The organism is Acinetobacter sp. A2 (assembly GCF_048537555.1).
In the GTDB taxonomy this organism is placed as follows: domain Bacteria; phylum Pseudomonadota; class Gammaproteobacteria; order Pseudomonadales; family Moraxellaceae; genus Acinetobacter.
In genome coordinates this window covers 822,278-844,546 of record NZ_CP183239.1, presented here as the reverse complement: position 1 = coordinate 844,546, position 22,269 = coordinate 822,278, and the positions used below count along the sequence as shown (strand labels likewise).

Sequence of the window (22,269 nt, the reverse complement as noted above, 5' to 3'; positions counted from 1 at the left end):
TCTGACTATTTGAACATAAAACAGTAATGCATTAAAACCCAAATCAATTTAGGTATAATTCAACTCACGTGGTGTTTTCACTCATGAATAAAGGGTATGCAATGTCAGAAATTGTAGAATATAACGAAAATAATTACCGTGAATTTGAATACGAAATGGGCTTGGCGGTGATTCGTTTTTATGCACCATGGTGTTCACCCTGTGTGCAGAATGCACCGTTTTTTACACAGCTTGCTCAGCAGTTTGATGCCTCAGTAAAATTCGGCAAAGTGAATATAGATTTATCTCCCATTCTGACCCTACGCTATCAAGTCTTTGGTTTGCCTACTACGCTTATATTTCAAGATGGTCATATTGTGGAGCGATTGTCTGGCAATATTTCCAATGCACAATTACAAAAAAAAATTCAAGCTTATCTATCTGCCTAAAAAAGTGATTAGCGACAACATCACTGTAGGATCATGCTTGAATTAAGATTGAACCACCACTTGATCACGCCCTGCATGTTTGGCCTGATACAAATGCACATCTGCAGTTTTCATTAAATCATCCACATGACTGTAGCTATACTCACGCGTCATCCATGCAACGCCTATACTTAAAGTCACGTATTGTTTGTGATCTTCTCTTGCGACATGCTCAAACTGTGCATCTCTTACCGCCTGCAACACGTTTTGCATCAACTGCCCAATCACATGCTGCGGAATATCATGCAGCAAAATGGCAAATTCCTCGCCACCATAACGGGCGACATAAGCGCTTTTAGGTAAGGTCGCATGTAACACCTTGACCAAATTTTGCAAAATTTGATCACCTTTTAAGTGCCCATAATGGTCATTGTATTTTTTAAAATAATCGACATCCAACATGGCAAACACCAAAATATGCCGTTTGCCCTGTAGCGTTTCTACATACAAACGCTGGATTTCTTCATTTAATGCACGGCGGTTATAAGCGCCTGTAAGTGCATCAATTTTAACCTGCATCTCTAGCTTTTCATTTAAGTTGCTTAATTGCTGGGTACGTTCCTGCACTTTAGAGTCCAAAGAACTGTTGAGATTAATCAACTTCTGGTTAAGTCGCTCAATATGTAAATTGTGATAGGCATAGTTACGTGCCTGCTGAAACATAATCAACAACGCATACACACTGGTGGAAATAAAAGATAAGTGTATGGAATCGACAAGATTCAATACCAATAAAAAGTCATGAATAAACGTGGCACACAGTATAATGACCGCCCAAAAGTTGATTGCAGAATAGCTCTCTCCCAAACGAATAGTTTGATAAAACCCATACGCAAAATTGGCCAAGACGACGATAAAGAAAAAGGCGCTATAAAACGCAAGTTGCTGAAAAATGCTAGGCTCAGCCCATACCGTCACACCAATATTAAAACTGAGCAGCAACATTGCCGCACTATAAATCCAGCGGTTTAAATAATGCGTGCTGAGTAAAAACATATAACTCAGAAAGAATAAAATCGCAAAAAAGCTAAATAAGTATTCGAGTCTTAGCCCCCATGACCAGCTTAAATTCAGGAAAGTGGTATAAGCATAAGGGGCAGAAAATAAGTTATGGAGTGCCAGAAAAACGATAAACAGACCAAGAATAAAGATATGTTTGTTCTTTCCTCCCTGTGCTTGGCTAAAGGCTGAGAACATTAAAGTAAACACACCGATACCAAGTACTGCGCCACAAATCATGGCAATACTCATCATCAAACGCTGAAATTGCTGGTTGATGACACGACTAACACCAATTTTCATTGGGTTTTTTAAGCCACCTTGTAAGCCCTGAAAACTGGAGGCTTGGATGGTTAACGTAAAATATTCACTTTCAGGCACAAAATAAGCAATTCGTGGTGCATTTTCTGTTTGGTGGGTGGCAGCATCTGCCCCCACCGTGCCAACCCGCACCAAACCATCACCATTTAAAAATACTCGATACGCGCCATATTGGTTAGGAATCCAAATTGCAATCCGTTTACCTAAAAATTCTTTAGGAATTTGAAAATGCCCAATGAAAGTGCCATAGGTATTGCTATTGCCCGTCAAATCTTCAAATGATGCTGGCAATTCCACCGTCTGTGCAGACAAGACTGCGCTAGGTTCTTGAAGGAGTTGTTGTGGATAGAACAGCCATTTACCTTCTAAAAAGCTGGGATGGTCTTCTGTGAACTGAATATGATTGAGTAGTTTTTGATGTAAATAGTAAGATTCAGGTGCGGATTCATACTGCGCCCAAACATGATGTGTTGTAAGCGTACTACATAGCAACAGCAAACATATAAACGCACAAGTGCGCCACATCTGAATTAAGGCCAAAAAATATAGATCCTAAATATACCTGTTTTTTAATCTAATCGGTCTTGAGCTAAATTTGAAGTAAAAAATAAGTCATTCATACAATACTTTACATGCATCAGATGAATGACTTATGACCAACGATGTTCAACCAAGATCAAATAAAATTATTGATCGCGTGTTTTCACATCGTAAAGTTCAATTTCAAAAATTAAATTCGAGTTAGCTGGAATAATATTGCCCATTTTGCGCTCACCATAAGCCAAATGTGCAGGTACGATTAACTTACGTTTACCGCCAACTTTCATGCCCATAATGCCTTGATCCCAGCCTTTGATGACACGACCTGTGCCAATCACCGTTTCAAAAAAATTTCCACGGTCAAGTGATGAGTCAAACTTGGTTCCGTCTTCCAACCAACCCGTATAATGTGTGGTAATTAAAGCACCTTTAACCGCTTCTTTACCTTCACCCACCACTAAATCAATAATTTCTAATTCTGCACTCATGCGGATCTCCAAATATAAATGGTCATGTAATTAACATAGACCACAAAGGATTAAATTTTAAAATCAAATGTCTGACTGATTTCCAACCAAATTACAGCAGACTATTGCAAAAGATTATTGCAACTGTGTCCACTCAATCTGAGCCTGCGCCTGATCACCTATCAACGTCCATTCACCATCCATTACATTCAGCTGTAATTGCATGGTGCGTTCGCACAGCGCTTGAATGGCTTCAGTGCTCGCTGCAGACAATTGCCAAACTTCTACATTATTTAAACTTTTGATTTTACTGTTGCGTTTGTACCACTCATCTACCGATGAGCCATAAGCAATAATAGCCACCTGCTTACAACGTGCACTGGCTTTTTTGACTTTGTCTTCGTCTGGGCAGCCTACTTCAATCCATTTTATCAATTGACCTGTTAAGTCTTTTTCCCACAAGGCAGGCTCATCGGTTTCAAACAAATCTTTGGTAAATTCCAAAACTTCGTCTGCATAACGGGCAAAAGCCAAAATGCGCACCATCAGGCGTTCAATGGTTTCAGAAGGATGCAATGCCATTGTTAGTTGATAGTCACCATATTGATGCACATCCATATTGGCAATGTTCAAATCTGCTTTATAAATTGTCGCTTTTAGCGCCATTGTGCTGTTCCCAAAACCAAGTCAAATTTGCCGCTAAGCATAATAGATTTTAGTTTTTTTTGCTGCATTGATTGCAGTTCAATCTGCACCTTAATCATTCATTTAATGTGTCATTTGCAAGCTGACAGGCCAATAATTCTGCTTCAAATGCCTGCCAGTCACGTGCTGTTTGATAAATAATTTCGATGCGGTTATCAATTCCCTCTTCGGTAGATTGATAGTTGAATTGCTCAGGATTGAAGTTAAAACTTTGCCAACCTTGATTGGTGTTAAAAATTCCTTTAATGCGTAACCAGTCTTGTTGCTCACACAGCAAATCTAACAGTGGATAAAAGTCGAATTGCCAACGTTTTGGAAATTTCCAGCCCGCCACCGAATAGCCCTGAGCACTTTCTACATAATGATATGGCAACTGTTTAATTTCTGCTTCAGATGTATTTGCAGCTGGGATCAGCGTTTTTTGTAATTTTAATAAGGGCTGAATTTTGCGTTGTGTGCCTACATACAGTTGATCAATTTCTGCCAAAGTAATATTGCCTTGTGCTGCTTTCAGCCACCTTTGAGCATAGGCTTGATACTCGTGTTGCAATTGCACCAGCGCCTGTTCGTCTACAGCCTGCATTTGATCTGCATGTGACACCACTATAATTTGCGCAGCTTTCAGTTGATCTGCATATAGGTTTTGCTGTGACCATGCATGATCGTGCAAACGTGATCCATCGACCACAGTCACCAAAGCACGCATAGATAAATGTGTATGCCAATGCGGTTCAGTTAGTTGTTCCAACAATTGTGCAGGATGGCCCAAGCCTGTTGGCTCTATAAATAAACGGTCAGGTTGGGTTTCAGACAATAAACGCGATAAAGCAATTTGCATAGGTAGTTGACTGCTACAACATAAACAACCACCCAGTAATTCTTTCACTTGATAGCCTTGCTGTTGCGGCAACAATTGCTGATCTACTCCAATTTGACCAAATTCATTCATCAGCACAGCCCAGACCTCATGTTCTGGCTTTTGACTGAGCAATTGTTTTAATAAGGTGGTTTTGCCTGCACCCAAAAATCCAGAAATAATATGGGTCGGAACTGCTTTTTGTGGTGCAATTAATTTCAAAACAAACTCACTGTATTAAAGTACAAACAACAGCAAGCATGCTAAGCAAGTTTAGTTTTAAGTTCAATCTGAATCTGAATACGTGAAAATTTGGGCTATAAAATAAGTTTATTGAAAGATTCTCTTACATTTAGCCAGCCTGAATTACGCAATAAATTGCACGAAATTTCCAGCTTTCCACTGATCGATGTAATGTTTTATTGCTGCACCAGCAATTTCCTTTGGGAAAAGACGCTTACTTTGACGAAATTTAGCTGCAATTTTAAAACAAAATTTACCAAATTCTTACCTGCTCATCATCATTGTGATGTTCAAGTAACCGCATCTGTTTTGCTTTGTTGCAAGCATTGATCCTACATTCTGCACTGCTTAGCATGAGTCCCTGTTCAGCATGTTCAAGTCAGGTGATGACTAATTTGAATATTTGAGAAGCAAGATTCGCTTCTGCTGAATATTTAGGTTTATAAATTTTAAATAAGGATGCCAAACTATGAAATTAACTCATATTCTATTCGCTTCTGCCTTCGCATTTGCTACAGCCAACAGCTTTGCTGCCAAGGCTGAGACCAGCAATACCGAACGAGAAAAAGTGATTGTTTCAACTCAGGAAGCTGTGGCTGAACATGCTTCAGAACAAACTGCTGCACAACCAGCTTCTGAAACTGCAACTGAGCAACCTGCTGCTGCAACGCCACAACCTTAAGTCCTTCACACAGTGACACAACGCTAAGTTGTAAATACCACAACCGTTGCGTTTGACTCCACTCTCTGGGCGAACACAGCGGTTGTCTTGTAACTCAAAGCCTAAATCCACCATAGAAAATAATGATGATTAACTCGGAAACAATCTCTTTAGATCGCAGCCAATCCTAATAGCGTAATCAACAGCACTATCCCTTTCTCCACACTACTCAACTGCATTATAAAATTACGCTTTTTTCTTCACCAATGTAGGTACCACCATCAATTTATAGAGCACTAAAGTCAACAAGGTGATCAGCGCACACAACATATAAGTCAGCGAGTAGCCATACCATGCAATGAGAACACCCATCAACACTGAACCAATTGCCATGCCTAAATCAAACAAAGTGAAAAAAGTAGAAATTGCATGCCCCATCCGCTGTTTAGACACAGACTGAATCGCTACGGTTTGTAAACATGGGAACACAGAACCATAACCAATACCAATGAACACAGCAGAGAGCCATAAGACCCATTGATTAGATAAAAAGCTGACGATGGCCAAGCCAATCGCAAAAAATAACAGTGAGGGATAAATCACAGAACTTGGCCCACGCCGATCATATAAGCGTCCAACCCACGGACGTACCGCAATCATCGACACTGCAAACACCACAAAAAACACACTGGTATAAGCCAGTAAGTTTTTGGATTCGCTATACGCCGTGATAAAACTCATGATGCTTGAATAAGCCAGTGCCGTGAGTAATGCCACTAAACTGACAGGAATAACTTTTGTTTCAATCAGGTCATGCCAACTTAAGCCTAAACTTTTGGATGTACTTCGATTCGCTTGCTCTATCGATGCAAGTGGTTGTTCTGTTGCTGTGCTATCTTTCACATCTAACAGCCAACAAAAGACAAAGCCTATGCACATAATGATGCATAAAATGCCGAATAACACCTGAAAGCTACTGAATTGCACTACAGTTAAAGCTAACAATGGCCCGAATACCACACCCAAATTGGTGGACATGACAAAGTAGCCCATGCCCTCACCTTTACGCTGTTCTGGAATAAAATCATTGGCCACAGGTACTGCAACCGTAGTCAAAATACTGAACCAAATACCATGTAAAAAGCGCACCAACAGCAAACTCCACATGCTGTCTATCCACAAATAGCTAAAAGCAAACAGTACAAAAAATAATTCTGAACCACGAAAAGAGAATTTCTTGCCCAGTCTTTCTACAATCAAACCTGAAAATGGTCGAATAGCGATGGAAGAAATTAAAAATAATGTCAGTGCCAAACCTGCTTCTTTTACCGTACCATCCAAATCTTTCATAATGTATATGGGTAAAATCGTCAGCAAAGCAAAATAATAAATAAATAAAAACAGGTTATTGCATACGCACAAAATAAAGGAACGATTCCATAATCGTTGTGAACCGTCTGCAATAGAAGATGAAGAAGACATAAAATTTTACTTTACGATTGTGCTGTAGGCATCAATGCAGGTTGAATCACCAACTGCACTAAATCGTGGATATACTGTGCATCAGGCATACGGTTGAAAAAAATAATTTGATAATGAATAGGCCCATATAACGTGTCGAGCATCATCTCAAAAGGATAATCCTCACGAATTTCACCACGCTGAATTGCGACTTGTATTAGCTTTCGTGTTTGCTCACGACGCGGCAATAAATAATCTTTAAAAAACTGCCCCGCAGTTTCACGCTGCTCTGCCATAACCACCAATAAAGCCCGCCCCACGCCATGATTTAAAGCCAGACTCAGTCTTGAAAGTTGCTGCATCAAATTGAATTGTAAGGACTGTTCAAAATCCAACTCAAACACTGACTCAGTTTGTTGTTTAAACGCCTCAAATACCAAATCAGACTTATGCTTCCACCAACGGTAAATTGTGGACTTCCCTACCCCTGCACGTGCAGCAATATCTTCAATGGTCAATTGACGATAGTCCTGCTCTGCAAGCGCAGCCACCACTGCATTTAAAATGCACTGTTTACGCTTGGAACTTTTTTCTGGTGTATGCTCTGTCATGTGCTATCCCAAATTTGTGGATGTGATTTGCTCCACAAAACGATACGATACGTTTCGTTTTAATATAATAAAGTAAGATTACAGTAGATACTAGTGCTAAGACGTTTCAATTGATGATCCATCTGGCTTTACAAGCGAAGTACCTGAGCAATCATTAATTTTTACGGAATAAAATGCAGGCATAAAAAAAACCTGCTTATTTTAAAAGCAGGTTCCGATCAGCGAGTCAACATCAACTTAGCTGTGTTCAGTTTTCTTGTAAATGCTGCAAGATGGATGATGATTTTCCTGCAAACGCGCCACTTTACGCTGTTCTGCAGCTTCAAAACGACAACGTTTCCAGTCATTATCTAACTTCAGTGCTGGAATTTGTTTTGGTTTACCGTGTTCATCTACAGCCACCATCGTGAAATAACAGCTGTTAGTATGGCGTACAGTACGTTTTTGAATGTTTTGTGCTTCTACACGAATCCCAATTTCCATTGAGGTACGGCCAACATGGTTGACACTGGCAAGGAAAGTCACCAATTCACCCACATGAATTGGCTCTTTAAAATTCACTTTATCTACCGAAAGGGTCACGACGTAACTACCCGAATAGCGACTCGCACATGCATATGCCACTTGGTCTAATAGTTTTAAAATTGTTCCACCATGTACATTCCCCGAGAAATTTGCCATATCGGGTGTCATTAGCACGGTCATGGTTAATTCTGACTGGTCATCTAACACTGGGGCAATTTGATCTAATGGTGACATCGCGTTCTCTAGACTCTTTTCAAGACAGTAAGATAAGAACCATTATTATATCGTGTTTAGAAAAGTTTGAATGTTCATTTCGGCAACAACTGCATCATTATTATTTATATTGTTTATGACAACATTTATTTAAAATTATAAGACTAAAGGCCAATGCTCCCAAGCTGTTATTTTTTAATCCATTTCTGTTTTTTAAAACACTTGTTCAAATTTGATATTCGGTTAATCTCATTGATTCAAGTGTTCAAAAAACCATCATATTTTTTATTTTTTATAGATAATTCAAGTGATTTACCACCCAATTTTAACGCTAGATGACAAAAAAAAGGCTTAAAAATTGACTTACAGATACACTAATTAGCAGCCAGACGCAGCATTTCCTGCGACACATTGCTATAAGTTAAAGTCTGATCTTGGCTTAATACAGCTTCAATAACATAAGTCCCATCTGGATTAATCATGGTAATGGTAAAAACAACTTCTGCCATGGTCGCCAGTTTTACCTGCTGCCCCACTTGAAAATACAACATAACGCTGCCCCCTTCAATTTTGTGCTGTGTTCTAAAGTATTTATCTTAAAGTGAATGAATTTTCTTTATTTTTTCTGACAAGCATCATCAAAACAAAAAAGTAATTTGCTACATAGCATAAATTGAAATATGCCAAATGAGAATTTATTTTTAATCTGTTTTAAATCTAAATATCCAAGTCATCTTAAAGAGATACTTTTTAAGTATTCTATTTTTTAATTATAGATATAAATGAATTACAATAATTAAAAGTGAATTTTTCCATGAATAATCATTTTTATTCGCTCGCACTCATACATAAGTTCAATTAGACTCACCCTTTAAATCATCTTATTTGAGTCATATAAAGTTTATAGGCAGTTTTATTCACTGCCCATAGAAAGCCTGTGTGTTACTGGCGTTATACTCGACAATCCGATGCCCATGACTAAAATGATGACGGTGATAAACCTGATCAATTTTATATAATTGTTGTGTAGTCGCATCTGCGCCTGCCTGCATGGTCGTTTCACGGCCTTTCACATCAAAAATATGCGCCTTTTCACGTAAATCAGGCTCAATCACGACATCCGCCTGCTTCAACTCTTCATTGGCCAAATGCTTTTGCATGATATTAATGTTCTGGTTAAACAGTCCCCAAACATTACTGGTTTCGGTATGGATTGGCTGAGCTAAAATATTCACGGCAATCACAATATCTGCACCTAATTCACGCGCGACTTTCACGGGTACAGGGCTAACTAAACCGCCATCTACATATTCATGTTCTGCAATTTTTGTAGGGACAAACATACTTGGAATAGACACGGAAGCGCGTACTGCCTGCCCCGTATTGCCATAATTAAAGACGACTTTTTTTCCTTCTTTCAATTCAGTCGCCACTACATACATAGGTATTTTAAATTGCTCTAAACGTAATTGATCGACTTGTGTATTGACATAGTTTTCAACTTTTTTACCATCAAAAAAGCCTTTTAAATCGAAAGTGACATCGCGCACATCATTGGCTTTCATGTTTAAGGCAATGTCACGTAATTGCTGCGCATTTTTTCCACTGGCATAAATTGAACCAACAATGCTGCCCGCACTACTGCCCACAATAAAATCAGGCTGAATACCGTATTGCTCTAATACTTCAATTACTCCAATGTGTGCATAGCCACGTGCACCACCGCTGCCTAATACCAAAGCCACCACAGGTTGCTTGTTTTTTTGCTTAAGTTGCTGAAAGTCAATTTGATTCAGGCGTGACTCAGCTTCAGCCACAGCAGGCTGCGTAGCCACAAGATTTTGTGTCAAATTTTGTGGCTGTTGTGGGACAGTTTGACAACCCAACATCCATAATGCAGTTAGCGATACACACCAAATTTTCATATAGACCTTCTTGAATCCATAGCTTTCAGTCGATACTTGTTTGCAATTTAAAAATAGCAGGCTCATGCTTCCATTACATTTGAAACATAGTGACTATTTCAGTATGCACAGGCCATGGGCACTTCAGCAAATCACTCATATAAGTGCACATAGTCTATCTATTATTTTAACTGATCCTTGTAGTAATTCGTTAAACTGTCACGTCTAGCCACTACATTGGCGCACAAGTTGAATCTGTCTACACATATATGCACACGCTCACTTCTTCTTCGCTATTTTGGGTCTTTCTACAATTGGGCTGCTTGTCTTTTGGGGGGCCTGCAGCACACTTGGTATTTTTCCATCAACGCTTTGTGCAACAGCTCAAATGGTTAGATGAAGCACAATATGCCCAAGTTGTGGCACTGGCTCAACTTTTACCAGGCCCAACCAGTAGTCAGGTGGGTTTAGCGATTGGTTATTTACAAAAAGGCTATTGGGGGGCAGTACTTGCATGGCTTGGTTTTACTTTACCTTCTGCTGTGTTCATGGCTTTAGTTGCAGTACTCGGACATCAATATTTAGAAGTGCTTTCTTCAGATAGTTTCCACACGATTCAACTGATTGTTTTAGCCGTCGTGGCTTGGGCATTTTGGCAAATGTTAGGCAGTTTTTGTAAAACTATTTGGCAATACGCCTTAATGCTGGCTGCAGCTGTTTTTATTTATTTTGTGCCTTTTAGTTTGAATCAAGTCTTGGTGATTTTGCTTGCAGCAGTATTGGGTATATGGATGGCAAAACAGACGCCAACAAATGTTCAAAATACAGATACAACTCAAACGAGCTTTACTGCAAGCCACATTGTACAGCATCGTAAATACGCCATATTTTGGGGTGGGCTGTTTGTTGCACCGTTTATCATATTAACAGGACTCAACTGGTTCACGCCAAATTTGCTTTATGCCGCCAACTTAAGTTTCTATCAAGCAGCCTCTTTGGTGTTTGGTGGTGGCCACGTTATTTTACCCTTGTTACATCAAGATTTTGTCAGTACTGGTTTAGTAAGCGCAGAACAATTTGATTTGGGTTATGCCATGGCACAATTAGTTCCAGGCCCATTATTTAGTTTTGCTACTTATTTGGGCAGTTTAGTTCCCATGACGGACATGATGTGGCTCAATGCTGTTTTAGCGACTTTGGCCATTTTCCTGCCTTCTTTCTTTTTGGTTTTTGCTACCTTGCCGTATTGGTCTTGGTTAATGCAGCAAGTTTATATTCGTCATGCCGTTACAGGTATTAATGCCGCGGTGGTTGGGCTATTGCTCTACATGGTGGTGGAAATGGCACAACGCTATGTACTGAGTCTCTATGACCTTATTTTTATTGCCCTCGTGATTGTGCTGTTAAAGTCAAAATTACCCGTTTGGCTGAGTCTGATTGGAAGCTTCCTGCTCTATACTGTGTTATTAAGTTTTATTGCTTAGGCTATTTTTAAGACTCACTTGCATCAGGGCCTACCACATAGCGTTCGAGTATAGAGGCTCACTCACCATTCAACATCCCACATAAAAAATGCCAGCTCATGTGAACTGGCATTTTATTTTGCAATCTATCTACATCTGAACAGCTTAACCTGCAAAGAATTTCAAAATAGACTGAATCACCGCGACGTTAATCAAGTCGACAAAGAAAGCGCCACATAACGGCACAATCAAAAATGCTTTATAAGATGGGCCATACATATTGGTGATGGCTTGCATGTTAGCAACTGCTGTTGGTGTTGCTCCCATCCCAAAACCACAGTGTCCTGCTGCCAACACGGCTGCATCGTAGTTTTTCCCCATAAGACGGAAGGTCACAAAAGCTGCATATAACGCCATTGTGAGTGCTTGCGCACCTAAAATCACCATCAACGGACCTGCCAAATCGGCCAATTGCCATAGTTTGAGTGACAACAACGCCATCGCCAAATATAACGATAAAGATGCATTCCCAAACACATCAATCGCACGGTCAAAAATATTAACTTTAAAAATACTTTCTAAGACATTACGCAGAACCACACCGCCCGCCAATGCCCAAACGAAAGTTGGTAATTCAAACATCGTGCCTTTGGCAGCGCCTGTCATAAATTCGGCAAATGCCAAACACGCTGCAAATAAACCCAAAGTAGTAATTGCATTATCTGCTGTAATTAAACGCACCTGATGCGGATATTCAAATGGAATAAACTCATTAGAGTCTTGATCTGCAGGCGTATTATCGCGTTTTTCAATTTGTTCGTCGGTACGTGGTACAGCCAATTGATGACGATTGATTAAGGTTTTGGCTAAAGGGCCACCAATCAAACCACCAATGATCAAACCAAAGGTTGCACTGGCCATACCTAATGCCAACGCCCCTTGAATACCATACTGGGTTTCAAAAATTTCGCCCCACGCACCCGCAGTACCATGACCACCCGTTAAGGTAACTGAACCTGCAATTAAGCCAATCAACGGATCAATGCCCAATAACGTTGCAAGGCTAATACCCACGAAGTTTTGCAGCACAATAAATGTGGAAATTGCAATCAAGAAAATAATTAAACCGATTCCGCCCTGACGCAATTTTGTGAAGTTCGCGCTTAAACCAATCGAGGCGAAGAAAATAAGCATAAAGCTAGTTTGCAATGCGCTACTGGTGGTAATGCTATAACCCCAAAATTGATTCACCAACAATGAAACAATAGCGGCAACCAAACCACCTGCAACAGGTTCAGGAATATTATAGCGTTTTAAAAAATCAATTTTATTGACTAAAAGTCGCCCTAAGAGCAGGACGATGACCGCAGCAATCAGCGTATAAAACGCATTAAAAGTAAATTCCATGGCAATATCCATATAGTGATTGCAGATTATTTTTAATATGATGAAGAGCTGTCAATGCAAACCAAAGCATTTGCATCATTATGACTCTAAATCAACTAAAAAATGCCGCAATACAAAGTATGTAAGCAATATCGTATTTGACCGAAGTTTAAGAGGTATGCATTTCGCTCAGCCAACCCATCCTTTGGTTTCACTCAAGCGTTATCATCTGCGTTTGCCTAGAACAGAAGAAAAGAAAGACAAAAGACAGCATTTTCACTTTCGGGGTGACTTCGAGTGCAAACAACTGAATCGGCTTAACACTGAGAGGTAATCTCATATAAGCTCCCAAATATCTGAGGTAGATAAATACCTTCCGATAAAGATATTCAACCACTTGACAAAAAACAGCAAGATTAAAGGTCGATCATTATGCATTTTTTTTGACAAAAAGCTGCTATTTTCTGCGGTTTTTTCTAAAAATTTTAATGATTGTGTTCAGCTATAAGAGAAAGTTACAACATTCCTTTAAACTGGATAAAATTTAAGTTATTGAGTGAATAACATAAATTTTCAACAAAAAAAACAGAGCTTAAAATTAAGCTCTGTTTTGGATTGTGCTTAAAAGGAGTGACTTAGAAGCTATAACGCGCCATAAAACCTACTCGGTCGTCACTGAATTTATCGCCAGCAAATGTTTCACGCTCACCGTTGATATACTCAATACCTAAATCGACTGGTTTTACAGGTGAATAGATAAAGTTAATCCACGCTTGTTGTACTTTCTCATTAGCACCAGAATTATTTGCTGCACGCGCATAGTCTGTACCATCATCGGCAAATAAAGCACCGTAGGCTAAAGTTGAACGTAGTTGTGGAGAGAACTTATAGGTTGCACCCACTTGTACACCAATCGTTTCATTTTGCTCAATTTCACCATTAACTGTATTTACGTAAAATGCAGAGTTACTACCATATAAGTAGTTGCTGTTACCTTTTACATAAGATACGTCTGCAGATACTTTTAAAGGTTCCGCAACTTGATAATTCGTACCTAGAGCTGCACCCCAACCAGTTTTATCATCATTTACTGCTTCTGATTTGTAATGTTCAACCAATGCACGTGCAGAAGCTGTTCCTTTACCTTCTGCAAAGCCTTGAACTACTTTAGCAGTCAATACAGGAGCTCGGTAAGTTACGTCAGAGCTAACATTTTTCTTCTCTTTAGTATCATATATTTGTGAAGAACTATTCCCTTCTTCAGCAGAAACAAATAATTCAGTTGCAGGTGCTAATTTGTAGTTGTAACGAACTTGCGGTATACGTGTTGTACCACCACCAATATTTGTCGCAAAGTCAATCATTTCTGGTGCATGATTTGACAAGAAGTTCGATGTGGTTTGACCGAATAACCAGTTGTTTAAAGTCAAATAAGCGTGGCGAATACGTAAGTTTTCTGACTTAGAATTGTCCGAACTTGCAAAATCAACTTCAACTTTACCGCCCACTTTGTTATCACCAACAGGTGTATTAAAGTCTAAACCTAAGCGGGTGACTTTTGCGGTAGCACGTAATTTGTCACTTGCTTCTTCTTTACTTGTATGTGCTGAGTTAAAGTCATTATCCGCACCTTTAATAATATAGTTTGCATCACCACGGATCGAACCATAAATAGAAATATCTGCACCAGATTTAGACTTTAAACTGCTTAATGCACTTGCAGGTGCAGCAGGTTTCGCCTGTTGTACTTGGGCAATTTGAGTTTGCTGCTGTTGTTGTACTTGCTGTTGTTGCTGAATTAACGATTTCAACGCTTCAACTTCTTGACGAAGTTCTTGAATTTGTTGTTGCTCAGTTTTTGCTGCGTGAGCAGTACCCACCATTAATGTTGTAACGGCAATCGCCAAACCTTTGATCATAAACTGACCGTTGAATAATTGACTCATTCATTTCTCCAAAATAAAACAACGCTGCATCCGTGCATGATGATTTTTTGAGTCATCTATCGATTTCACATCGAATTATAAAAATGGCTTAAAAATCACCACACTTTTGCCCCAATAGACAAAGACACATCAATATTAAAAATATTACAATTTGTGTCATATATTACAGCCATCAATCTATCAAGTTATTGTCTTTATTAAAATCAGTTTTCCCGCACAAATATAAATAAACGATCAAAATTTCAGATCAAAAAACAAAATAAATATATTTTTCAATTGGTTGAATAGGTTGATTATTCAACTATTTGATCATTCATTAGACTATTGTATATATTTAGGTGTAGTTAAAAGTGTAATATTCCAGCTTAAAAATCAGCGTTACAGAACAAAAAATATAATTTTTTGTTCAATTCTTAATCTAGGTCGGGCTTAATTTTAAACGTGGCTAACAGACCTGCTCCTATAAACAGCAGCATCAGCAGCGCCATATTCAGCAAGGCACTCCACAACATAAAATTCAGTAATACACCACCGATCAGACCACAAAAGAATTGCACACTGCCCATTACCGCACTGGCTGTTCCTGCTCGTGCACCTTGACCCGCCATAGCCAGTGCCATCGCATTCGGGCCTGTAAAACCAATACCCGATACTGCTAAAAATAGCCCAAGCATAACCCATGTTAAATTGGCTTGTGGCAAACACCCCGTAATCACCAATAATAATGCGCCTGTTACTTGAATAGTGCTGCCCAGTTTTAAGCGTTGTAAAACGCCCAATTTCCCACTGATTTTTTTATTGATGGTCGAAAACAGCATAATGCCAACGGCATTTGCACCAAATAGGTAGGCAAATGCCGTTTCGCTCAGTCCGTATTGATCCATCATGACTGCACTCGAACCGCTGATATAACAAAATAAAGCTCCACCGGTTAAGCAGCCTGCCAACATCGGCATGCGGAAATTTGAATCTTTTAGAATAGAACCATACAAAGTCAGCACCTGCTGAAAATTCAGGTTTAAACGCTGTTGCTTAGCTAAAGTTTCCTGAAAAAAGAAATGCACGCATATCAAACAAATCATGCCCACACAGGCCAGCACCGCAAAAATGGCTTGCCAATTCATCCATTGCAAAACCCACGCCCCTAAAGTTGGCGCAATAATCGGGGCAATGGTCATCACAATCATCATGCTTGAAAAAGCCTGTGCTGAAGTTTGTAAATCCAAACGATCACGAATTGCAGCACGGGCGATCACCACGCCTACACAACCGCCAAGTGCCTGTAAAATACGTGCCGCAATTAAATTCCATTCATTTTGAGCAAAAACGCACAATACACTGGCAACAGAAAACAACGCCAAGCCAAAATACAATGGGGGTTTACGTCCTATACGGTCACTGAGTGGGCCATAAATTAATTGCCCCAATGCCAAACCTAAAAAATAGGCAGGCAAACTATTGGCTACCATTTGGGTAGGTACACCAAACGCATTTGCCATGACAGGCAAAGCGGGCAAATACATATCAATCGATAATGGCCCAAGCGAGGTCAATAACGCCAGCAACAAGATCCACGCTGTTGAATATTGCTGTGAAGATGGTTGTGGCGTACCGTTAGAACTTGGTATCGTTTTTGCTATGGTCATATTTTATGATGAAATGGCATACTTGCAGACAAGCTTACACGCTCCATAGTATGATTTGTTGGCATCAAAGATGAATTTTCACATAATTTACCTGACTCCCATAAAACCTCAGTCTAAACAGAGCATTTGCTTAAAGGAATACAGTTGAAATCTTGGCTGACACGGCTGAAACAAGCGACTTATAACACCACGTTTATGTATAACATCCGCATGCTCATTGCATTTGCGGGAACGGCATTTGTCCCCTATTTTATGGGCATGCAACTGGCCACAATTCCACTCACACTAGGTGTTGTGGCAGCAGGCTTAAGTGATATTGATGACCGCTTTTCAGTGCGGATTGTCAATCAGCTATATACCTATATCGGCTTTTTTATTACCGCCACCTCTATTCAGTTTTTATTTCCACATCCGGTTTTATTTGCCACAGGTTTAATTCTTTCCTGCATTGTTTTAATTCTGCTGGGTTCACTCGGTCGACGCTACGCCACTATTTCTTATGGCTGTTTAGTGGTGTCGGTCTATTCCATGCTTGGGGTAGATTTATTTGAAGAATGGTATATGCAACCACTGCTCTTGGTTGCAGGTGCTATTTGGTATGGTTTAATTTCAACCATTAGCTTTTTACTGTTCCCTGTGCGTGCAGTACAAGACAAACTGTCGCATAGCTATGCATCTTTAGGCGACTTTTTATTTGCCAAATCCAATTTATTTGATGTCGATATGACAGCAGCGAGTTATCAGCAAAGCATCATCGACCTATCGCTCGAAAATGGTAAATTAATTGGAATTTTTAACGATCTAAAAACCGCATTGCTAACCCGCTTAAAGGGAGACCGCGGGCAAAAAGACACCCGTCGCAGTTTGCAATATTATTTTGTTGCACAGGATATTCACGAACGTGCCGACTCTGCGCATATTGACTATCAAAAACTGGCTAAAATCTTTCAGCACAGCGACATTCTGTTCCGTTTTCAGCGCATTTTGTCTATTCAAGGCAAAGCCTGTAAAGACTTAAGCGAAAGTATTTTGCATCGTCAGCCATATCTGCATAACAAACGCTTTAAACATGCTTTTGAAAACCTAAAACAGTCTTTGGAAAAACTGCGTAGCGAACAGCAATACGATCAAGTCTGGATCAATGCTCTGTTTGCCTTATATCAGAACCTAAAATCAATTGATGCACAGTTACGTAACCTTGAAACCGAACGTAATATCAAACTGGATAAAGCCAAATATATCGAACAGCAACTCAAAGATGATGATTTGAAAAACTGGGATGATATTGTCATCCGAATCAAACAGCATTTAACGCCCGAATCGGTGCTGTTTCGTCATGCTATTCGTTTATCCATTGTCTTATTAATTGGCTATGTATTTGTGCAAGTGACCAATATTGAATATGGCTATTGGATTTTACTGACTGCTCTATTCGTGATGCAGCCAAACTTTAACACCACTAAACGGCGTTTACGTTTGCGTATTATTGGAACATTGGCAGGCATTGTGGTCGGCTATGCGATTTTATATTTTGTGCCTTCTGTAGAAGGTCAATTATTGATTCTGATCATTAGCGGCATGCTGTTCTTTGAACTACGCAGTAAACAATATGCACAAGCCACAGCCTTTATGACCATTTTGGCACTCATGAATTTTAACTTGGAAGGTTTGGGTTATGCTGCCGCCATTCCACGTATGCTAGATACTTTAATTGGCTGTGCATTGGCATGGTTTGGCGTGAGCTTTATTTTCCCTGACTGGAAATTCCGCCGCCTGCCCCGTACCATTCGTCGCTCACTGACAGCTCAATGTGACTATTTGGCAGAAGTCATTGAACAATACAAACATGGACGTAACAACGGGTTAAATTATCGTGTGGTGCGTCGTGCAGCGCACAACACCGATGCCGAAGTTGCATCACTTATTTCCACCTTAGCCACCGAGCCTGACTTTGACCCCACACAAAAAGCGCAAGCCTTTGAGTTTTTGTGTCTGAATCATACCTTTATCAGCTATATTGCTGCCCTAGGGGCACATCGTGACAAAGTTGAAGATCCGGAAGTCCTGCAATTGCTCGACCAAACACTTGATAATATTCGGGGTGCATTACTCAACGATGAAATGCCAGATTTAAGTGCGCATAACATGATACAAACTATTCGGCAGCGTTTAAGCCAAAACAAGGAAGAAGATCAAAAATCCTTGATTATTTTGCAGCAATTATCCTTGATGATGAGTATTTTGCAGCAAATGAGCCGCTTAAAACAAAGTTTGAGCCATGAACACGATCAGGACGCAACAGAGCTAGCCTCTTTGTAAAGCTTGTTGCAAGTAGAGTGTGCGACATAACTTTTGCCGCATAAATGATTATTCACCGACCTTAGCATGATTTTGCGACAATATACTCACTGAATTGCTGTAATTAATGCTAAACTTTTTGCAGTTTTAAATTTGTTAGTTTCACTATGACCGCGAAAAATTTATACGCCTATACCTTACAGCCTGTGACCTATGAAGTTTCTGAAGAAGAACAGCGTCATGCGCAATTGGTCATTTGGCGCAGCACCAATAAAATTGGCATGAAAGCATGGATCATTATGGGTGTCATTGTTGCCCTTTCTGTTTTAGGCATTCTGCTGTTAAAAAATTATTCTACTATTTTCTGTTGGGTAGCCATTGTCTGTGTGGTGCTTTACTTGTTAGTACGCAAATACGGCTTGGAATGGTACGTCAAACGTAAAATGAATGAATTTCCTGTACAAGAAATTAAAGGCATTCGTTTAGGCGTACAACCGCATGGCATCGTCATGCGTCAGCAAATGGGTGCTCAAGAAGGTGTAGGTGCGATTGGCTGGAAAGATGTGTACGAATGGTACAACACCCCTGAATTTATTTTAATGAACTTTAAAGTAAAAGGTCAGCAAGGTGCTTATATTTTACCAAAGCGTATGGATAGCCGAAACTTCTCCTTTAATACCATTCGTAAGCACTTAACTGAATCTGCTGGCGAAGCAAAGCAAATCTAAATATCCCCTACTCAACAGCAAACCTCTGTCCCTCGTGATGGAGGTTTTTTTTGATTAAAATTAAAACAATAAACGATAATGAGAATAAATATTATTTGCAATACGTATTACACCTGTATTATTCTTCATCACAATTCATTCTCAACGCCCACGCCTTATGTTGAAAAAAACATTCTTCCAAATTCACTGGTTCCTTGGTATTACCGCTGGGCTTATTTTGTCACTCATGGGCGTGACAGGTGCAATTTATTCTTATGAACAAGAAATTCTAAAATGGATGAATCCTGAAAGTTATCAGGTACAAGTTGAGCAAACAACCAAATTGACACCTGCTGAAATCTATACGCATTTTCAGCAAGTACAACCCGATTATAAAATCAATAGCATTAGCATTGCCAAAGACCCTGCGGCCTCCTCAAGCATTAATATTGCTAAAGAAGGTTCAAAACGCGGGCAAAATATTCTCATCAATCCCTATTCGGCAGAAGAACTTCCAAAAGTTAAAGGACGCGAATTTTTTCAGTTTATTCAGCAATTACACCGCAATTTAACCGTTGGGCCAGTCGGTAAACAAATCACAGGCGCATGTACGCTTATTCTGATTTTCTTTGTGTTAAGTGGCATTTATTTACGCTGGCCAAAACGTCATTCATTCAAACAATGGTTCGCAATTAAACCCCAACTTAAAGGGCGCAATTTTATTTGGGACTTACATGCTGTTGTAGGCACATGGGTCATCATTTTTTATCTGATTTTAGCCTGTACCGGACTGTTTTGGTCTTATGATTGGTGGCGTGGTGGCATGTACAAAGTACTTGGAGTGGAACGACCACAGCCTCAGCAACAAGCTCAGCCTCGCGCGAATGCCACTAATCCAACTCAGCTTAATGCAGCATCGAGCGCTCCTTCTGCAGAGCAGAAACCATCAGAAAACAAAAAAACGAAAAATAATATAGATGCTGCTCAAATCCAACTTGCCTTAAATCAGGCGTGGCATCACTTCCCGCAACAATTAGGACGTGATTATTCCAACATTACCTTCAATGTGCCCAAACAAGCCAATGCGGAAATTGACATCAATTTTGTGGATGCCATTCCTCAGCATGAACGTGCACGCAACACGGCTACCTTTAATTATCAAAATACCGAGATCACTGCATTACAGCTCTATGCAGACAAGAAACTCAATGAAAAAATCATGAGCAGCATGTTGCCTGTGCATCGTGGTAGTTTCTTTGGCCCGATTTATCAGTTTATGGTCATGCTGGCTTCATTAATGATGCCATTATTCTTCATTACAGGCTGGATGCTATATCTGAAACGTCGTAAACAAAAACGCTTAACTGTAGCAGCACGTCAATCGCAGCAGCAATTCAGCATTGACCCAAATGCTGAGCAATGGTTAATTGTTTATGCCACGCAAACAGGTGTAGCGGAGCAACTGGCATGGCGCACAGCAACAAGTTTGCAAGAAGCGCATCAACCTGTCACTGTCAAAGCTATTCAAGAATTGCTGCCATCTGACCTCAAAGACAATACCCAAATTTTGTTTGTTGCCAGCACCTACGGCACAGGAGATGCTCCCGATTTAGCCTCTAACTTTGTGAAAAAAATCATGTCACAAAGCTTAGACCTCGCTCATTTACGTTATGCCGTTTTAGCTCTAGGCTCTAAAGAATATCCTGACAGTTATTGCGATTTTGGACATCGTCTTGCTGCATGGCTGCAACGCAATCAGGCTCACGCTTTGTTTGACACTATTGAAGTAGACAATGCCAATCCTGCCGATGTACAACGCTGGAATCAAGCGTTAGCACAGGTGACACAGCTTGAATTGCAAAGTATGCAAATTGATAAAACCTTTGATACATGGCGTTTGCAACAACGTGATTTACTCAATCCAGATAGTTTAGGTGCACCTGCATTTAATATTGAACTTGTACCGCAGCACGAAGCGCATTGGGCTGCAGGTGATATTGCCGAAATTCAACCCGGCAATAGCACGGCACGTATTCAATCCTTTTTAGCGCAACATCAACTAGATGCACAAACACTTGTGCCGAAACAGCAGCAAACGCTGCAACAATGGCTTTGGGATAAAGACTTAACTGTTCACATTCAGCCGTTTCAAAGCCTTGAAGATTTATTGGTACAACTGCCTGTACTACCAAGCCGTGAATATTCAATTGCCAGCATCCCAACTCAACAAGTTTTGCGCTTGGTGGTACGCCAACAAGCTGATGCGCAAGGAAAACTTGGCTTAGGCTCGGGGTGGCTGACTCAACATGCAGAATTGGGACAAAACATTGCCCTTCGCATTCGTAATAATCCTAGCTTTCATTTAATTGCAGATAATCGCCCGATTATTTGTATTGGTAACGGCACTGGACTCGCTGGTTTAATGAGCCTATTACACGCCCGCACGCGTCTTAATTACAGCCAAAACTGGTTAATTTTTGGTGAGCGCCAACAAGCACATGATTTCTTCTATCAACGTACCATTGAAGCTTGGGTTAATACAGGCATGTTGCAACGACTTGATTTAGCCTTCTCGCGTGATCAAGATGAAAAAATTTATGTACATCACAAATTACGTGAACACGCTGCTGAACTAAAACAGTGGATTGCAAACGGTGCTGTAATTTATGTATGTGGCAGTATTCAGGGCATGGCCAGTGATGTCGATCACGCCTTACAAGATATTTTAGGCGATGATCAACTCGAGCAATTACGTGAGCAAGGCCGCTATCGTCGCGATGTATATTAATTCGGTATGATAACTTTGATGTCATTCCACTGAGATCAAAAATACTCAGCCAAACATGATTT

18 protein-coding genes are annotated in these 22,269 nt (G+C 40.0%); 6 read left to right on the top strand and 12 right to left on the bottom strand.

What is annotated here, in order from left to right; genetic code table 11:
* The first annotated feature begins 101 nt into the window (after positions 1-101).
* Positions 102-428: a thioredoxin family protein gene (locus ACNS8M_RS03970; protein WP_419225322.1), complete on the top strand. Its 327-nt coding sequence runs from the start codon at positions 102-104 to the stop codon at positions 426-428.
* 42 nt (positions 429-470) lie between these two features.
* On the opposite strand, the gene ACNS8M_RS03965 is transcribed toward ACNS8M_RS03970, so the two are convergent.
* From ACNS8M_RS03965 to ACNS8M_RS03950, 4 genes are all read right to left on the bottom strand, one after another.
* Positions 471-2,312 (bottom strand): GGDEF domain-containing protein, encoded by a 1,842-nt coding sequence (locus ACNS8M_RS03965; protein ID WP_168417879.1) that lies wholly within the window; start codon positions 2,310-2,312, stop codon positions 471-473.
* A gap of 161 nt (positions 2,313-2,473) precedes the next feature.
* Positions 2,474-2,815 (bottom strand): FKBP-type peptidyl-prolyl cis-trans isomerase, encoded by a 342-nt coding sequence (locus ACNS8M_RS03960; protein WP_168417837.1) that lies wholly within the window; start codon positions 2,813-2,815, stop codon positions 2,474-2,476.
* Positions 2,816-2,929: 114 nt separating this feature from the next.
* Complete coding sequence (locus ACNS8M_RS03955; protein WP_168417838.1) at positions 2,930-3,460, bottom strand: YaeQ family protein; 531 nt, start codon at positions 3,458-3,460, stop codon at positions 2,930-2,932.
* Positions 3,461-3,554: 94 nt separating this feature from the next.
* A complete protein-coding gene (locus tag ACNS8M_RS03950; protein WP_168417839.1) occupies positions 3,555-4,577 on the bottom strand; it encodes a CobW family GTP-binding protein in 1,023 nt (340 codons plus the stop codon).
* A gap of 490 nt (positions 4,578-5,067) precedes the next feature.
* Here ACNS8M_RS03950 and ACNS8M_RS03945 point away from each other — a divergent pair, with 490 nt between their 5' ends.
* Complete coding sequence (locus ACNS8M_RS03945; RefSeq protein WP_168417840.1) at positions 5,068-5,280, top strand: hypothetical protein; 213 nt, start codon at positions 5,068-5,070, stop codon at positions 5,278-5,280.
* A gap of 225 nt (positions 5,281-5,505) precedes the next feature.
* On the opposite strand, the gene ACNS8M_RS03940 is transcribed toward ACNS8M_RS03945, so the two are convergent.
* The 5 genes from ACNS8M_RS03940 to ACNS8M_RS03920 all read right to left on the bottom strand — a co-directional run bounded on the left by ACNS8M_RS03940 (position 5,506) and on the right by ACNS8M_RS03920 (position 9,994).
* On the bottom strand, positions 5,506-6,741 hold the full coding sequence (locus tag ACNS8M_RS03940; protein WP_168417841.1) for an MFS transporter: 1,236 nt from the start codon (positions 6,739-6,741) through the stop codon (positions 5,506-5,508).
* A gap of 11 nt (positions 6,742-6,752) precedes the next feature.
* The gene (locus ACNS8M_RS03935) at positions 6,753-7,331 is read right to left on the bottom strand and encodes a TetR/AcrR family transcriptional regulator (protein ID WP_168417842.1); all 579 of its coding nucleotides are present in this window, start codon (positions 7,329-7,331) and stop codon (positions 6,753-6,755) included.
* 237 nt (positions 7,332-7,568) lie between these two features.
* Positions 7,569-8,090, bottom strand: a complete 522-nt coding sequence (locus tag ACNS8M_RS03930; protein WP_168417843.1) for an acyl-CoA thioesterase — start codon at positions 8,088-8,090, stop codon at positions 7,569-7,571.
* 353 nt (positions 8,091-8,443) lie between these two features.
* On the bottom strand, positions 8,444-8,620 hold the full coding sequence (locus tag ACNS8M_RS03925) for a hypothetical protein (protein WP_419225170.1): 177 nt from the start codon (positions 8,618-8,620) through the stop codon (positions 8,444-8,446).
* Positions 8,621-8,986: 366 nt separating this feature from the next.
* Positions 8,987-9,994, bottom strand: coding sequence for a patatin-like phospholipase family protein (locus tag ACNS8M_RS03920; protein ID WP_419225169.1), 1,008 nt, complete (start codon positions 9,992-9,994; stop codon positions 8,987-8,989).
* A gap of 248 nt (positions 9,995-10,242) precedes the next feature.
* Here ACNS8M_RS03920 and chrA point away from each other — a divergent pair, with 248 nt between their 5' ends.
* Positions 10,243-11,457, top strand: coding sequence for a chromate efflux transporter (gene chrA, locus ACNS8M_RS03915; RefSeq protein WP_419225168.1), 1,215 nt, complete (start codon positions 10,243-10,245; stop codon positions 11,455-11,457).
* Positions 11,458-11,601: 144 nt separating this feature from the next.
* On the opposite strand, the gene gltS is transcribed toward chrA, so the two are convergent.
* From gltS to ACNS8M_RS03900, 3 genes are all read right to left on the bottom strand, one after another.
* A complete protein-coding gene (gene gltS / locus ACNS8M_RS03910) occupies positions 11,602-12,843 on the bottom strand; it encodes a sodium/glutamate symporter (protein WP_419225167.1) in 1,242 nt (413 codons plus the stop codon).
* A 614-nt stretch (positions 12,844-13,457) separates the two neighbouring features.
* Complete coding sequence (locus ACNS8M_RS03905) at positions 13,458-14,768, bottom strand: DcaP family trimeric outer membrane transporter (RefSeq protein WP_419225166.1); 1,311 nt, start codon at positions 14,766-14,768, stop codon at positions 13,458-13,460.
* Positions 14,769-15,181: 413 nt separating this feature from the next.
* Positions 15,182-16,414 (bottom strand): multidrug effflux MFS transporter, encoded by a 1,233-nt coding sequence (locus tag ACNS8M_RS03900; protein ID WP_419225165.1) that lies wholly within the window; start codon positions 16,412-16,414, stop codon positions 15,182-15,184.
* A 144-nt stretch (positions 16,415-16,558) separates the two neighbouring features.
* On the opposite strand from ACNS8M_RS03900, the gene yccS reads away from it, so the two are divergent.
* The 3 genes from yccS (at position 16,559) to ACNS8M_RS03885 (ending at position 22,207) form a co-directional block, all read left to right on the top strand.
* A complete protein-coding gene (gene yccS / locus ACNS8M_RS03895; RefSeq protein ID WP_419225164.1) occupies positions 16,559-18,733 on the top strand; it encodes a YccS family putative transporter in 2,175 nt (724 codons plus the stop codon).
* 146 nt (positions 18,734-18,879) lie between these two features.
* A complete protein-coding gene (locus ACNS8M_RS03890; RefSeq protein ID WP_168417851.1) occupies positions 18,880-19,440 on the top strand; it encodes a YcxB family protein in 561 nt (186 codons plus the stop codon).
* Positions 19,441-19,597: 157 nt separating this feature from the next.
* Positions 19,598-22,207 carry a PepSY domain-containing protein gene (locus ACNS8M_RS03885; RefSeq protein ID WP_419225163.1) on the top strand — a complete coding sequence of 870 codons (2,610 nt, stop codon included), beginning with the start codon at positions 19,598-19,600 and terminating at the stop codon, positions 22,205-22,207.
* The last annotated feature ends 62 nt before the right edge of the window (positions 22,208-22,269 follow it).